The organism is Vibrio sp. 10N.286.48.C11, from assembly GCF_041469805.1.
GTDB classification, from domain to species: domain Bacteria; phylum Pseudomonadota; class Gammaproteobacteria; order Enterobacterales; family Vibrionaceae; genus Vibrio; species Vibrio crassostreae_C.
Window position 1 is genome coordinate 41,475 of record NZ_JBFRLK010000049.1, and the last position, 14,218, is coordinate 55,692.

Below are 14,218 nucleotides of genomic sequence, written 5' to 3' on the forward strand. Positions count from 1 at the left end.
TTAGCTTGGTTGATAGCCCGTATCTTCTAGAGTCGGATTCTCCGCTGCATTTCGCGCTAAATCATCACACATTTCGTTTTCTCTGTGTCCCGCGTGTCCTTTTACCCAGCGCCAATCAACGCTATGGCGAGCGGTTTCTTTATCGAGCCTTTGCCACAGATCGGCATTTTTAACCGGTTTCTTGTCGGCTGTTTTCCAGTCACGCTTTTTCCAGTTATGAATCCACTGTGTGATGCCTTGACGCACGTATTGGCTATCTGTGGTCAGAATCACAGAGCAAGGTTCTTTGAGGGCTTGGAGAGCAACGACAGCGGCGAGCATTTCCATACGGTTATTGGTTGTTAGCGTGAAACCTTCTGCTAGCGTCTTCTCGACTTTTTTGTAGCGAAGTACGATGCCATAGCCGCCGGGACCAGGGTTGCCTAAACAAGAACCATCAGTGAAAATTTCAACTTGTTTCGTCATGATTTGATACTATTACCTCAAGCACATTATCGGCATAGTCTGACACAGTTATCCTTATGAATACCAGTAGCACTCCAGAACAAAGCACGAACGAAAAAAACAGTTCGAACGAAAATAAGCGCATTGTTGTACTCGATACCGAAACCACCGGTATGAATACAGAAGGTGGCCCTCACTATATGGGTCACCGCATCGTTGAAATTGGTGCAGTAGAGATCATCAACCGTAGGCTGACCGGGCGTCATTTCCACGTCTACATCAAGCCCGATCGTGCGATTCAAGAAGAGGCGATTGGCGTTCACGGTATTACCGATGAATTCTTGATTGATAAGCCTGAATACCAAGACATTCATAAAGAGTTTCTCGACTTTATCAAAGGTGCGGAGCTGGTGGCTCATAACGCGCCCTTCGATACGGGCTTCATGGACTATGAGTTTGAGAAGCTCAACCCAGCGATAGGTAAAACGGATGACTACTGTAAAGTTACCGATACCTTGGCAATGGCGAAGAAGATATTCCCAGGTAAAAGAAACAACCTAGATATCTTATGTGACCGTTACGGTATCGATAACTCGCACCGCACTCTCCACGGCGCATTGCTCGATGCGGAGATCCTAGCCGACGTCTACTTATTGATGACGGGTGGTCAAACTTCGCTGCAATTTAACGCTGGTCAACAGGAAGGTGAAGCCGAAAGCATACGAAGAGTAGAAAGTGGTCGAAAATCCCTAAAGGTTTTACGAGCTACGGCCGATGAAGTAGAAGCGCATCAAAGTCGTTTAGATCTCGTCGAGAAAAGCGGAAGCTGCCTCTGGCGTCAGTAGGGAGAAAGTATGTTAAGGGTATTGGCTACCGGTTGCTTATTGCTGTTAAGTTTTGGCTTACATGCAGCAACAGAATCCGTTATGAGTTTATTGGACAACCGTTTTAGAGTTGATCCCAGTATTGAACAAGTCACCTTTGTGATTTATCGAACCGATAACTCTAAACCTGTCGTTTTGGTTCGCCCTGATGGCAAGAAATACTACTCTTGGCGCAATGCTGATAATGTCCGTTGGTACGAAGAATCGTCCATGGACATTATCTCTATCGACAATCCGATGCCCGGCCCTTGGCAAGCGATAGGTAAAGTTTCCCCTAAGAACAATATCAAGCTACTGTCTCATCTTGTTTTGGATGCTAATGAGTTCCCAGATAAGTTGTATCAAACAGAGCGCATCAAATTTACCGCTCGACTGACTTCTGATGGCAAGCCGCTGGTGCTGCGCGATTTTCTCGATCGCGTGAAGCTTAAGGTTACCTTTACTAAGTTTGTTGAAAACGAAGAGTCTTTGGTGAGAGAAGCGCGCCCGGTGCCGGTTGTGATGGGCGAGTTTGCCGATGATGGCGCTGATCTTGATGAAAAGGCCGGAGATGGTGTGTTCACTGTCTCTTTGCCAATTGATATCGAGCCCGGTAAATACCGAGCGCGTATTACCTCTGGTAATGGCGTGTTCCTGCGAGCGCAAGAGCAAGAAGTCTTGGTTTACCCAACACCGATCACTAGCACCTTCATTCAATCACGAAAAGAGGGTTTACCTCATACTATTGTGGTGTCTGGTGAACAGGGGATGATCGCACCGAGCTCGTTAGCGGTTCATGTTGAGCACAAGGCTCCTGATGAATATGTGATGTACAAGCAGGGGCAAGCTGAAGTCGACGCAATGAAAGTCGCTTTAGAGGTGCCTTATAATGGCGATTTAGGAATTTATAATTGGTCAGGGATGGTTTATGCCACTGATGCTTCAAGTCAGCGCCCGCTGATTTTTCCAATTACCGAGCAGTCGTACAGCGTTGTTGAAGATATCGACTTAGCAGAGTCACGACGTCTTCAAGAAGAAGCTCTTACTGAACAGAAGCGTATCGCAACAGAGTTGATGATCCTTCAAAAACGTGAAGATGACAGACAGCGCAGTATGATCATTATTGCGGTGGGTAATGTGGTCGCTATTCTATTGGGCTTATTGATTTGGTTTGTGGTTCGTAAGGTCAAGGCGAAGAAAAAAGCGTTACCTGAGATGCAGCTCAAGGCGCCCAAGTAACTCGCTTAGATGATTAGATTGTCTTGAGAGAATAAGCCGCTAGATAAAGCATTAAAATTTGTGACAACGATGTCATGAACAAAAAAAACGGGACTCATAGGAGTCCCGTTTTTGTTTCTTTTTCTAACCTTAAGCGACGTTATCAATCGATTGGTCTGGGTACTGAGACTTTGCTGCAAGCTCCTCTGGTGAGAAGTCATCCACGTTAATCGTGTACAGTCTATGTTCCTCAGCGCTAATCAGAAGATTTGCTTCGTCTTGCGTTAAGATACCTTTCTCAAGTCCCAACTGAGCAACAAGATCAAGTCGTAAGAAGGCACGTTTTTGATGTGTCTCTTTGCAGACTTTGTCGAACAGAGGTTCAGCTTGAAGAATCACTTCTAGCGCTTTTTCAATCTTACCTACTGGGTTGTATTCCGTCGCTTCTAAGTATTGGCCGCGACCGATACGAGAGCGTGTTTCGCTTGGTGTTTGTAGAATGTGCGCAACTTTGCTATCGAGCTTGTCGTTTGGAGCACGACGGATACGACCAAATGGCATTAGCACAACACGAAGCAGACGACCAATCACAGGGTTAGGGAAGTTCGCTAAGAACTCATCAATCGCCACTTCAGTCTGACGTAAGCTATCTTGCATCCCCCAATGTACTAACGGTAGATCTTCAGCGTGGCTGCCTTCACTTTCAAAGCGCTTCAACGTTGCTGAACCGAGGTAAAGTTGACTTAAGATATCACCCAGTCTTGCTGATAAACGTTCTCTACGCTTCAGTGATCCGCCTAGAACTGCCATTGAAATATCAGACAGTAGCGCTAGGTTTGCACTGTAGCGGTTTAGCTGTTGGTAGTAACGCTGTGTCTGTTTATCTGTTTTATTTGAAGGTGTTGGCGCATCAGAACCACGACCATCGGTTAAACCAAACCACAAGCTGCGGACTAGGTTGCTCATCGTAAAGCTAACGTGCCCTGCTAACGCTGAATCAAACTTATCAAGCGCATCGCTGCTTTCAGAATAAGCCGCTTCCATTTCGTTCAGTACGTAAGGGTGACAGCGAATCGCACCTTGACCATAGATGATCATTGAACGAGTCAGGATGTTTGCGCCTTCAACCGTAATCGCGATAGGCGAGCCTTGGTAGCCACGAGCTAGGAAGTTCGATGGGCCTAAACAAATGCCTTTACCACCGACGATATCCATCGCATCAATGATGCTGCGCTGGCCACGGTGAGTACAGTGGTACTTAACGATTGCAGAGATAACCGAAGGCTTTTCACCAAGGTCGATGCCCGCAACGGTTAGGTTACTTGCAGCGTCCATTACATAAGCGTTACCTGCAAGGCGTGCAAGTGGCTCTTCAACCCCTTCCATGCGTCCAATAGGCTGTTTGAACTGACGGCGGATACGAGCGTAAGCGCCAGTTGCAAGCGCGGCAGACTTGATGCCACCAGTTGAATTTGAAGGCAGTGTGATACCACGACCAACCGACAGGCACTCAACCAGCATACGCCAGCCTTGACCGGCCATTTTCTGACCGCCAATGATGAAATCGATAGGCACGAAGATATCGTCGCCTTGCGTCGGGCCATTTTGGAAAGGTACGTTTAGTGGGAAGTGGCGGTTGCCAATTTCTACGCCTTTTAAATCCGTTGGGATAAGCGCACAAGTGATACCAAGATCTTTTTGATCACCAAGCAGGCCATCCGGGTCACGAAGTTTAAAAGCTAAGCCTAATACCGTCGCGACAGGCGCGAGAGTGATGTAACGCTTGTTCCAAGTTAGGCGCATGCCGAGTACTTCTTCGCCTTGCCAGTCGCCTTTACAAACCACACCGTAATCTGGAATAGAGCCAGCGTCTGAGCCAGCTTCTGGGCTAGTTAGTGCGAAACAAGGGATCTCTTTACCTTCCGCTAGGCGAGGCAGGTAGTGGTTTCTTTGTTCTTCTGTACCGTAGTGTTGTAAAAGCTCACCAGGGCCTAATGAGTTAGGTACGCCAACCGTCGATGACAATACACTAGAAACGCCCGTTAGCTTCTGTAGAACCAAAGATTGAGCGTAAGCTGAGAACTCTAAGCCGCCGTATTTTTTCTTGATGATCATGGCGAAGAATTTATGGTCTTTCAGGTATTGCCATACTTCTGGTGGCAAATCAGCAAGCTCATGTGTCACTTGGTAATCATTGACCATTTCACACACGGTATTTACTGGGCCATCTAAAAACGCTTGCTCAGCTTCAGAGAGCTTCGGATCAGCAATGTTCTGAAGCTTCTTCCATTCAGGTTTGCCTTTGAACAGCTCTGCTTCCCACCATACTGTGCCAGCTTCTAGTGCTTCTTTTTCTGTCTGAGACATCGCCGGTAGAACTTTCTTAAATAAAGAGAGTGCTTTTTGGCTGATCAGTGTCTGACGAATGGTCGGTACAGCAAAGATCGCAACGGCTAATAGATAGCAAAGCCAGCCAGTAACAGCCACGCCGCCAAGCAGTGTTAATGCTACCATTGCGCCGGTTAATACAACTAATGCACGTACCAGACTAACTCTATGGTAAAGACAGACGCCTAAGATGGCGGTCATGCCGAGTAGGGAGAGCAATATGTTCATGATCGATTTCCTTTTCAGAGATCACTTATTGTTATTAAGTTTTAGGTAAGAGGTCTAACCAGTCAAGTGTAAACAAAATATTAAATATTTGTAAAACTCCAAAGTGAGTAAAAAGTGATCTCAATAGAGTTAAAGTTTTAATTGTGAGAGGTTGGTGGCGAATATTTGGACGGATCGGCAGTGAGACCCTAATAAAGGTGGCAATCTTTGGGCTTAAGTGTCGACACTATTTCATGTTTGTGGGTAAACTCAGTTATAAAGAGGGGAAAACCCTCAGTTCTCATTTCACGCACTTTAAGTTGCGTTAAAAAAAATAAGAGATAAGCCTTATGTACCAAGACCTAATCAAAAGTGAATTAAACGAAGCTGCTGACGTTCTTAACAAGTTTTTGAGTGACGACCATAACATCGCTCAAATTGAAGCGGCGGCAAAACTGATTGCTGACTCATTCAAGCAAGAAGGCAAGGTGCTTTCTTGTGGTAACGGTGGCTCACACTGTGATGCAATGCACTTCGCGGAAGAGCTAACAGGCCGATACCGTGAAAACCGTCCAGGTTACGCTGGTATTGCGATTTCAGATCCAAGCCACTTGTCTTGCGTGAGTAATGATTTTGGCTACGACCACGTATTTTCTCGTTATGTAGAAGCGGTAGGTCGTAAAGGTGATGTGTTGTTCGGTCTGTCGACTTCAGGTAACTCTGCCAATATTCTAAAAGCGATTGAAGCTGCTCAAGCTAAAGGCATGAAGACGATTGCATTGACGGGTAAAGATGGCGGCAAAATGGCGGGTTGTGCTGATATCGAAATCCGAGTGCCACACTTTGGTTACGCAGATCGCATCCAAGAGATTCACATTAAGATCATTCATATTGTGATTCAGCTTGTTGAAAAAGAGATGGAATAATAGTTTTACAGACATTTGGAGCCCAGCTTAGGCTCCATTGGTTTTAATAGGGAGTAGATTAAACCATGTGTGAATTGCTCGGTATGAGCGCGAATGTGCCAACTGATATTTGTTTTAGCTTTACTGGTCTTATGCAGCGTGGAGGCAATACTGGCCCGCACCGCGATGGCTGGGGTATTACCTTCTATGAAGGAAAGGGTTTTCGTACATTTAAAGATCCTAACCCTAGCTGTGAATCTAAGATCGCTGAGTTGGTTCAAAACTACCCAATTAAAAGCCAAGCCGTTGTCAGTCATATCCGTCAAGCGAACCGTGGTGGTGTTAATCTAGAAAATACACACCCTTTTACTCGTGAGCTTTGGGGGCGATACTGGACCTTCGCTCACAATGGTCAATTAACGGATTACGACGATCTGATCAGTGGTCGTTTCAGACCGGTCGGCGAGACAGACAGTGAGCTCTCTTTCTGTTGGTTACTCAAACAACTCGAAGAGCGTTTTCCTGAGCCACCTCAAGATATGGAAGGTATGTTTCGCTTTGTGGCTGAGTGTTGTGACAAGCTGCGTGAGAAAGGCGTTTTCAACATGTTACTCAGTGATGGTGAGTATGTGATGACCTTCTGTACCAACCATTTGTACTGGATAACAAGGCGCGCACCTTTTGGTAAAGCGAGCCTGATTGATGAAGATGTTGAGATTAACTTCCAAGAAGAAACTACACCTAATGATGTGGTTACAGTGGTGGCAACCCAGCCTCTAACAGACAATGAAGAGTGGTTTAGAATGAAGCCGGGCGAATATGCGCTGTTTCATTTTGGTGAGCTGATAGGCAACAATCATAAAGCATTGGAAGATGTCGCTTATGCGCCGAAGAAGGTAGCAAGCCAAGCGCCAACTGAACCATTGAGCTGAGCTAAGTATCCCGAATAGTATGATTTGAACCTCATAAAAAAGGCCGCTTACTGAACTAATGAATCAGTAAGCGGTCTTTTTTTGGATTTGATTTAGTTTCTGAAGAATTACTCTTCTGCGTAACCGTGTTTACCTAATGCCTTACCGTCTAAGACAGCTTGCCCATTTAGCATTGATAAACGATCTTCGGCGAACCATTTACAGACCATAGGGTAAATGCAGTGTTCTTGAGTCAGCACTCGGCTTGCCAACATATCAGCATCATCATCTTCAAATACCGGCACCTTAGCTTGCAAGATCACAGGGCCGCCATCGAGCTCCTCGGTAACAAAGTGGACGCTAGTACCGTGTTCTTTGTCTTGCGCATCAATGGCACGCTGGTGGGTGTGTAGGCCTGGGTATTTCGGCAACAGAGAAGGGTGGATGTTGACCATTTTCCCTGCATAGTGACGAACAAACTCTGAACTCAGGATTCGCATGTAGCCAGCGAGTACGATTAAATCTGGCTGGTAAGCATCGATCTGAACCATCAATTCATGGTCAAACTCTTCACGTGAACCAAAGTCTTTTGGATTCACTGAATGAGCGTCAACACCTGCGGTTTTCGCTCGTTCTAATCCAAAAGCCTCTGCTTTGTTTGAGAAGACAGCTTTAACCGATGCATCAATCATATCGCTATCGCAGGCATCTAAAATAGCCTGTAAGTTACTTCCGCTTCCTGAAACTAACACAACGATGTTTTTCTGAGAGTGACTGGTTTTATTTGAGTGATTGTTTTTCATAGAGTGGGTCATACGATTGATTAACTGAATTGTTTACAATGTACCTACATAAACTAAGGTTTTCTGCGGGCTAAATAGCAAAATGAGGACCATTAGGTCCTCATTGATTAACTAAGTAAGTGAGCGTATCACTTATTTAATTTCAACTTGCTCTTCGCCAGCTTCAGCGTTTGCGATCTCACCGATAACCCAAGCGTTTTCGCCTTCAGCTTTCAGTAGTTCAACAGCAGCGTCTGCTTGATCTTTAGGTAGAGCAACAACTAGGCCTACACCACAGTTGAAAGTGCGGTACATTTCGAATGTCTCCACGTTACCTTTCTCTTGTAGCCAGTTGAAGATAGCAGGCCATTCCCAGCTCTTGCCATCAATGACTGCTTTAGTACCTTCAGGAAGTACGCGTGGGATGTTTTCCCAGAAACCACCACCTGTGATGTGTGAGATAGCATGAATGTCATGCTCTGCAATCATCTTAAGTGCCGATTTGATGTAAATCTTAGTTGGTTCTAGTAGGTGCTCACCGATAGTGCGACCTTCTAGTTCTTCACTCTTATCAGCACCAGAAACTTCTAGGACTTTACGAATTAAAGAGTAACCGTTTGAGTGTGGACCACTTGAGCCAACAGCGATAAGTGCGTCGCCTGCTGCTACTTTAGTGCCGTCAATGATGTCCGCTTTTTCTACAACACCAACACAGAAGCCAGCTACATCGTAGTCGTCGCCTTCGTACATGCCTGGCATTTCAGCAGTTTCACCACCGATTAGTGCACAGCCAGCTTGAACACAGCCTTCAGCAATACCAGAAACAACGTCTGCTGCTGTATCTACATCTAGCTTACCTGTTGCGTAGTAGTCTAGGAAGAATAGCGGTTCACCACCTTGAACGATTAAGTCGTTCACACACATTGCCACTAGGTCGATACCAATGGTGTCGTGTTTTTTCAGATCCAAAGCAAGGCGAAGTTTAGTACCAACACCATCAGTACCTGAAACAAGTACCGGCTCTTTGTATTTCGTTGGAAGTTCACATAGGGCGCCAAAGCCACCAATACCGCCCATTACTTCAGGGCGACGAGTGCGTTTAACAGCACCTTTGATACGGTCTACTAGTGCATTACCTGCGTCGATATCAACACCAGCGTCTTTGTAGCTTAGAGAAGAAGTATTACCACTCACGGGATAGTCCTCGAACTTAAGTTGGATGTGAAAACGGCGCTATTCTAACAGGGCTTGAATATGAAGAGCAAACGTTTGCGCGGTTTTTTTTATTAGAATAAAGATTCTGAAATAACCCTAGAGTTCGTGTATAATCTACAGGTTTGTTTAAATATTGCCGGAGTTGGAAATGAAAGTTGTTGAAGTGAAACACCCGCTAGTAAAACATAAAATTGGCCTGATGCGTGAAGGTGAGATTAGCACTAAGCGTTTTCGTGAGCTAGCGACAGAAGTGGGTAGCCTTCTAACATACGAAGCGACATCAGACTTTGAAACTGAGCGTGTGACGATTAACGGTTGGAACGGTCCAGTAGAAGTTGACCAAATTAAAGGTAAAAAAGTAACGGTAGTGCCAATCCTACGTGCTGGTCTAGGCATGATGGACGGCGTTCTTGAGCACATCCCAAGTGCACGTATCAGCGTTGTTGGTATCTACCGTGACGAAGAAACACTTGAGCCAGTACCATACTTCAACAAGCTTGCATCTAACATCGATGAGCGTATTGCTCTAGTGGTAGACCCAATGCTTGCGACAGGTGGTTCTATGATCGCGACTATCGACCTGATGAAAGAGAAAGGTTGTAAGCACTTTAAGATTCTTGTGCTTGTTGCTGCTCCTGAAGGTATCGCTGCTCTAGAAAAAGCGCACCCAGATGTTGAGCTTTACACGGCTGCAATCGATGAGAAGCTAAACGACAAGGGCTACATTGTTCCTGGTCTTGGCGATGCTGGCGATAAGATCTTCGGTACTAAGTAATTCGGTTTCAGCTTAAGTGACTCTAAACAGTTCCTTAACTCGCTGAATTAACCGTATTAATAAAAAGGGAGAGCATTCGATGCTCTCCCTTTTTTGATCTTGTTAGGTTGTGATTCTTTGGAATCTAGCCTTACCGACTCATTAATCGATTTGAGCTTTATCTACCACAGTGTTGTCACCTAGCTCTTCTGGAAGTACTAGGTTAAGTAGAATCGCAACGATACCGCACAAGCTTACGCCCTGTAGGCTAAAGTCACCGATACCAAAGGCCATGCCGCCAATACCAAAGACTAAAGTAATGCCCACAATCACAAGGTTACGTGATTTGTGTAGGTCAACATTGTTTTTGATTAGCGTGTTAAGACCAACGGTTGCGATAGAGCCAAACAGTAGAATCATGATGCCGCCCATTACTGGAACCGGAATCGTTTGAAGTAGTGCGCCTAGCTTACCAACTAATGCAAGAACGATGGCAGTAACAGCAGCCCAAGTCATGATTACTGGATTGAATGCTTTCGTCAGCATTACTGCGCCTGTTACTTCACTGTAAGTAGTGTTTGGTGGCGCGCCCAGCATAGAAGCTGCGATTGTTGCCACGCCATCGCCTGTGATTGTGCGGTGCAGGCCTGGCTTCTTAAGGTAGTCTTTGCCGGTTACATTAGAAATAGCAAGCATGTCGCCAACGTGCTCAACGGCAGGTGCAATCGCGACAAATACCATAAAAAAGATAGCGTTGATGTTGAACTCAGGTGCAGTGAAGTTCGGTAGTGCCAACCAAGACGCTTGAGCCACTGGTGTGAAGTCTACCGCGCCGTATACCAAGCTAGTGATGTAACCCGCAACAATACCACCAAAGATAGGCAGCAGTTTTAGGAAGCCTTTCGAGAATACACTGATGACAATCGTTACTAGCAGTGAAATCGAAGAGATCCACAGTGCTGCGTCTGCATCAACGAGCTGAACTGCGCCGTCGCCAGTCTTACCAAGCGCCATGTTTACCGCAACAGGCGCAAGACCTAAACCGATAACCATGATTACAGGGCCAACCACGACGGGTGGAAGTAGCTTATGAATGAAGCCAACGCCTCTTACTTTAATCAATGCCCCCATCAATACATACACAACACCTGCCGCCATTAGGCCACCCATGGTTGCGCCAACGCCCCATGTTTGAATACCAAACATGATAGGCGCGATGAATGCGAAAGAAGACGCTAAGAAGATTGGCACTGAACGGCGTGTAATAAGTTGGAATAAAAGGGTACCGATACCTGCGCCAAAGAGTGCAACGTTAGGATCAAGCCCTGTTAGTAGCGGCACGAGTACAAGCGCACCAAAAGCTACGAACAGCATTTGCGCACCTTGCAAAGCATTTTTCATGATATGTCCTTAAAAATGGTCGTTATATGAAAAGTGAAAAATAAAATTCGCGGGATTCTATCACTTAGCAATCGATTGCTACACTAGATAGATCAAATTTATTTTTCTTAGTGATGTTTTATATCCATCTAAGCCCTAGAAATTCAGTTTATAAGTGAGCGATTTATCATGGCCAGGTGATATTTTGTGGTTATTAAACACAGTGGGCGCTAACGACCTTGCCCCTTAATCCATAGTTGCTTATCATCTAGGCACAAGATTTGAATATTAGGATCAGTATGCGCTACATAGCATTGTTGTTGATGGGACTATTAGCCTCTCCGAGTTATGCCTTAACTCAAGTAGATATTTTTAGTGCTGAAGTTGCGATTAACGCTGAAGACAAACAGCCAGAACAAGTGGCAAGAAATACAGGTATGGAGCAGGTATTGATACGTGCGACTGGCCAAACTGATGTCGCTTCGAATGAGACGATTCAAAAGGCGATGCGCAAGAGTTCGCAGTACATGTCTCAAATGAGTTTTGGCGAAAGCAATGACCAATCAACATTGCGTATGCGTTTTAACGGTGCTCAAATCCGTTCTCTGTTGACTCAAGCACAGTTACCTTACTGGCCTGACACGCGTTCAAACATCCTTGTTTGGCTGGTGGAAGAGGACAACTACGACAAGAACATCGTATGGGAACACTCTAACTCACAGTTAGCAGCTAGCTTACAAGCTAACGCAAAAGAGCGTGGCTTGCCTCTAACGCTGCCTGTGGGTGACTTTGACGATATTACGGGTATTGCGACTTCTGATTTGTGGGGTAGCTTTGTTACGCCAATCAGTAAAGCGAGTCAGCGTTATCCTGTTGATGCTGTGTTGGTGATAAAGGCTCAATCTTCAGGCCTACGTTGGGCTCTATACGATCAAAAGCCAAGTCAATTGACGAGTGCACCAACATCGCCTGTAAGTGGTTCACTATCGGGTAACAGCGACACGACTTCTAAGAAGTTAGTTGACCAAATCAGTAACTACTACGCAGGCAAAAGTGCTGTGACGGTAGCGAGTGAGTCATCAGAATCGATTTTAACGCAGTTTATTAGCCTGAATAATGCTCAAGACTTCTTCCAGTTAGAGAACGCACTTAAGCGTCTAAACTCGGTGGCAAGCCTAGATATTCTGAAGATTCAGAACAACGAAGTAACTTTCCGAATTCACTTATTGTCGACTCAACAAGAGTTTGAGCAAGAAGTAGCAAGTATTCGCCAAGTTGCGAAGGTTGAAGAATCTTACATTGAGCCTGAAGTGAGCCCTGAATTTGAAACTCAAGACAACACAATGTCTGTAGGTGATGATTCAACAGACGCTGCTGAAGTCGTTGGTGACGAAACTGACTCAGGCGTACAAGTGATTAAGGGCAACGAGGTATCTGAGGATGCTGAGCTAACGAATACGCCTGACGCAACGTTAGAGGATTCTAGTACAGAAGATCTAACCATCACTGCGCCAGTACATGCTAAGCCAAGCTTGGTATACGAGTGGGTTCGCTCATAATTGTCAGCTGACATGACTGATTGAAATGAAAACTTGAAAAAAGCCCTGCAAGAGCAATCTCGCAGGGCTTTTTGTTTGTAAGCGGTCAGTTTAAAAGCATGGGCTCAATATTATTGCTCGAACTTAGCTTTTTCTCTCTTTTCTACTTCAGAAAGACGCTTCAACTTGATGCCTAACTCTTTGGCTCTAAAGCGAGTAAATAAGATATTGCCCGCGAAACCTAGAGTCGTCAGAAGCAGTTCTACAGCCGCTAATAAACGTTCACCATCGTCTACATACAAGATAGTTAATGCGTGTAGGAAATAGAGCATCAAGACGAAATTTGCCCATGCGTGCGTATAAGGTTTTCCTGCTAAAATGCCCGGTAATGGCAATAACAGCGGGATAGCCCAAGCAATCGCCAGTGTGACATTACTGAGATGAGGGTGCGGTGAAAGCGTCATCTGCCAAGCCACCACCCAGAATAAAAGCGACAAGTTGCCCGCTAAAGTAAGGTAGCGAAATAGCTTGGTTTTGGGAGACATAGCCTTCTCTGGCATATACATCATTGAGAAATTCCCTTCTGATTTATTGCGATGCGCGCTAGGCGTTTACCTAGGTTTTGCGCCAACTCAATCTCTTCTTTGCTAAGTGAAGCGCTCTCTCCAGTACTGCTTGCACCATAAGGCGTACCACCAGTTTGAGTGGTGTGCAGCGCCGGTTCTGAGTAGGGGATGCCCACGACTAACATGCCGTGATGAAGCAGGGGCAACATCATGCTTTGTTGTGTTGTCTCTTGACCACCATGCAATGATGAAGAAGAGGTAAATACACAACCTGGCTTATCGATGAGATCACCATTGATCCACATTGATGTCGTGCTATCCCAAAAGTGCTTCATTGGCCCGGCCATGTTACCAAACCAAACCGGACTGCCTAGCGCCAAACCATCACAAGATCGAAGTTCTTGTAACGAGGCAATAGGATCGGTTGGTTGATAACGCGAATCAGGCTGCTCTTCTACTGTGTACACGTCGTTCACCGTCCTTAGCATAGCTTCGCAGTTCGGGATGGATTCAACCCCTCGTGCAATCTGCCTTGCTAGAGCTTGTGTGTTGCCGTGGCGACTGTAATAAAGAACAAGAATGTTAATGCTCATATTGGATTACAGAATCTCTAGCACTTGCTCTGGTGGACGACCAATTTTTGCTTTGTTGTTCGCGACAACGACTGGGCGCTCAAACAGTTTTGGATTGGTTGCCATCGCGGCGAAAAGATCTTCATCAGTAACTGAAGCATCGCCAAGGTTTGCTTCTTTGTAGTCCGCTTCTTTGGTGCGCATCATGTCGCGAACACTGTCAAAACCAAGCTGAGTGAACAGTACTTTCAGCTGTTCAACTGTTAACGGAGTCTCCAGGTATTTGATGACCTCTGGCTGTACGCCGTTTTCCTGAAGCACTTCTAGAGTTTGACGGCTCTTTGAGCAGCGTGGGTTATGATAAATCACGACAGACATGGTTCTTCCTCATTATTATTTTTGATTTAGTTGTTTAGCTGAAGCCACCAGGGGTGACTTCTTTTTTGTGTAACGTTGAGCTTTCTTTTTATTCTGG

General features: G+C 45.5%; 14 protein-coding genes. 6 read left to right on the top strand and 8 right to left on the bottom strand.

The window, feature by feature from the left end; translation table 11 throughout:
- Window positions 1-465, bottom strand: coding sequence for a ribonuclease HI (gene rnhA, locus AB4209_RS13960; protein ID WP_017060723.1), 465 nt, complete (start codon window positions 463-465; stop codon window positions 1-3).
- A 56-nt stretch (window positions 466-521) separates the two neighbouring features.
- Here rnhA and dnaQ point away from each other — a divergent pair, with 56 nt between their 5' ends.
- A complete protein-coding gene (dnaQ, locus tag AB4209_RS13965; RefSeq protein WP_017060722.1) occupies window positions 522-1,289 on the top strand; it encodes a DNA polymerase III subunit epsilon in 768 nt (255 codons plus the stop codon).
- A gap of 9 nt (window positions 1,290-1,298) precedes the next feature.
- Window positions 1,299-2,546 (top strand): TIGR03503 family protein, encoded by a 1,248-nt coding sequence (locus AB4209_RS13970; protein ID WP_372056234.1) that lies wholly within the window; start codon window positions 1,299-1,301, stop codon window positions 2,544-2,546.
- A gap of 129 nt (window positions 2,547-2,675) precedes the next feature.
- On the opposite strand, the gene fadE is transcribed toward AB4209_RS13970, so the two are convergent.
- Window positions 2,676-5,141, bottom strand: coding sequence for an acyl-CoA dehydrogenase FadE (fadE, locus tag AB4209_RS13975; RefSeq protein ID WP_059019960.1), 2,466 nt, complete (start codon window positions 5,139-5,141; stop codon window positions 2,676-2,678).
- A gap of 329 nt (window positions 5,142-5,470) precedes the next feature.
- Here fadE and lpcA point away from each other — a divergent pair, with 329 nt between their 5' ends.
- Window positions 5,471-6,046: a D-sedoheptulose 7-phosphate isomerase gene (gene lpcA / locus AB4209_RS13980; protein WP_017063379.1), complete on the top strand. Its 576-nt coding sequence runs from the start codon at window positions 5,471-5,473 to the stop codon at window positions 6,044-6,046.
- Between the two features lie 65 nt (window positions 6,047-6,111).
- Window positions 6,112-6,957 (top strand): class II glutamine amidotransferase, encoded by an 846-nt coding sequence (locus AB4209_RS13985; protein ID WP_102333435.1) that lies wholly within the window; start codon window positions 6,112-6,114, stop codon window positions 6,955-6,957.
- Window positions 6,958-7,064: 107 nt separating this feature from the next.
- Here the strand turns inward: AB4209_RS13985 and purN are convergent, their stop codons facing one another.
- Both purN and purM read right to left on the bottom strand, forming a co-directional pair.
- The gene (purN, locus tag AB4209_RS13990) at window positions 7,065-7,739 is read right to left on the bottom strand and encodes a phosphoribosylglycinamide formyltransferase (protein WP_102333440.1); all 675 of its coding nucleotides are present in this window, start codon (window positions 7,737-7,739) and stop codon (window positions 7,065-7,067) included.
- A 132-nt stretch (window positions 7,740-7,871) separates the two neighbouring features.
- Window positions 7,872-8,912 (bottom strand): phosphoribosylformylglycinamidine cyclo-ligase, encoded by a 1,041-nt coding sequence (purM, locus tag AB4209_RS13995; protein ID WP_008222945.1) that lies wholly within the window; start codon window positions 8,910-8,912, stop codon window positions 7,872-7,874.
- Window positions 8,913-9,081: 169 nt separating this feature from the next.
- Between purM and upp the strand changes: the two genes are divergently transcribed.
- Window positions 9,082-9,708, top strand: a complete 627-nt coding sequence (gene upp / locus AB4209_RS14000) for a uracil phosphoribosyltransferase (RefSeq protein WP_017060716.1) — start codon at window positions 9,082-9,084, stop codon at window positions 9,706-9,708.
- A gap of 141 nt (window positions 9,709-9,849) precedes the next feature.
- Here upp and AB4209_RS14005 read toward each other — a convergent pair whose 3' ends face one another.
- Complete coding sequence (locus tag AB4209_RS14005) at window positions 9,850-11,088, bottom strand: uracil-xanthine permease family protein (RefSeq protein WP_065583985.1); 1,239 nt, start codon at window positions 11,086-11,088, stop codon at window positions 9,850-9,852.
- A gap of 278 nt (window positions 11,089-11,366) precedes the next feature.
- Here AB4209_RS14005 and AB4209_RS14010 point away from each other — a divergent pair, with 278 nt between their 5' ends.
- Entirely contained in the window at window positions 11,367-12,626 is a 1,260-nt protein-coding gene (locus AB4209_RS14010) for a DUF2066 domain-containing protein (RefSeq protein WP_017060714.1), read from the top strand.
- A gap of 110 nt (window positions 12,627-12,736) precedes the next feature.
- Here AB4209_RS14010 and AB4209_RS14015 read toward each other — a convergent pair whose 3' ends face one another.
- From AB4209_RS14015 to arsC, 3 genes are read right to left on the bottom strand one after another with little or no spacing between them, the layout of a single operon-like run.
- A complete protein-coding gene (locus tag AB4209_RS14015; RefSeq protein ID WP_372056236.1) occupies window positions 12,737-13,174 on the bottom strand; it encodes a DUF2069 domain-containing protein in 438 nt (145 codons plus the stop codon).
- On the bottom strand, window positions 13,171-13,764 hold the full coding sequence (wrbA, locus tag AB4209_RS14020) for an NAD(P)H:quinone oxidoreductase (RefSeq protein ID WP_017060712.1): 594 nt from the start codon (window positions 13,762-13,764) through the stop codon (window positions 13,171-13,173). The genes AB4209_RS14015 and wrbA overlap by 4 nt, the downstream gene beginning before the upstream one ends.
- A 6-nt stretch (window positions 13,765-13,770) precedes the next feature.
- The gene (gene arsC / locus AB4209_RS14025) at window positions 13,771-14,121 is read right to left on the bottom strand and encodes an arsenate reductase (glutaredoxin) (protein ID WP_017060711.1); all 351 of its coding nucleotides are present in this window, start codon (window positions 14,119-14,121) and stop codon (window positions 13,771-13,773) included.
- Window positions 14,122-14,218 lie beyond the last annotated feature (97 nt).

Bases quoted from the DNA above. Each gene is read 5' to 3' on its own strand.
- AB4209_RS13970 (WP_372056234.1), top strand. From the start codon at position 1,299: ATGTTAAGGGTATTGGCTACCGGTTGCTTATTGCTGTTAAGTTTTGGC.
- AB4209_RS14005 (WP_065583985.1), bottom strand. From the start codon at position 11,088: ATGAAAAATGCTTTGCAAGGTGCGCAAATGCTGTTCGTAGCTTTTGGT.
- arsC (WP_017060711.1), bottom strand. From the start codon at position 14,121: ATGTCTGTCGTGATTTATCATAACCCACGCTGCTCAAAGAGCCGTCAA.
- rnhA (WP_017060723.1), bottom strand. From the start codon at position 465: ATGACGAAACAAGTTGAAATTTTCACTGATGGTTCTTGTTTAGGCAAC.
- dnaQ (WP_017060722.1), top strand. From the start codon at position 522: ATGAATACCAGTAGCACTCCAGAACAAAGCACGAACGAAAAAAACAGT.
- lpcA (WP_017063379.1), top strand. From the start codon at position 5,471: ATGTACCAAGACCTAATCAAAAGTGAATTAAACGAAGCTGCTGACGTT.
- AB4209_RS13985 (WP_102333435.1), top strand. From the start codon at position 6,112: ATGTGTGAATTGCTCGGTATGAGCGCGAATGTGCCAACTGATATTTGT.
- AB4209_RS14010 (WP_017060714.1), top strand. From the start codon at position 11,367: ATGCGCTACATAGCATTGTTGTTGATGGGACTATTAGCCTCTCCGAGT.
- upp (WP_017060716.1), top strand. From the start codon at position 9,082: ATGAAAGTTGTTGAAGTGAAACACCCGCTAGTAAAACATAAAATTGGC.
- AB4209_RS14015 (WP_372056236.1), bottom strand. From the start codon at position 13,174: ATGATGTATATGCCAGAGAAGGCTATGTCTCCCAAAACCAAGCTATTT.
- fadE (WP_059019960.1), bottom strand. From the start codon at position 5,141: ATGAACATATTGCTCTCCCTACTCGGCATGACCGCCATCTTAGGCGTC.
- purN (WP_102333440.1), bottom strand. From the start codon at position 7,739: ATGAAAAACAATCACTCAAATAAAACCAGTCACTCTCAGAAAAACATC.
- wrbA (WP_017060712.1), bottom strand. From the start codon at position 13,764: ATGAGCATTAACATTCTTGTTCTTTATTACAGTCGCCACGGCAACACA.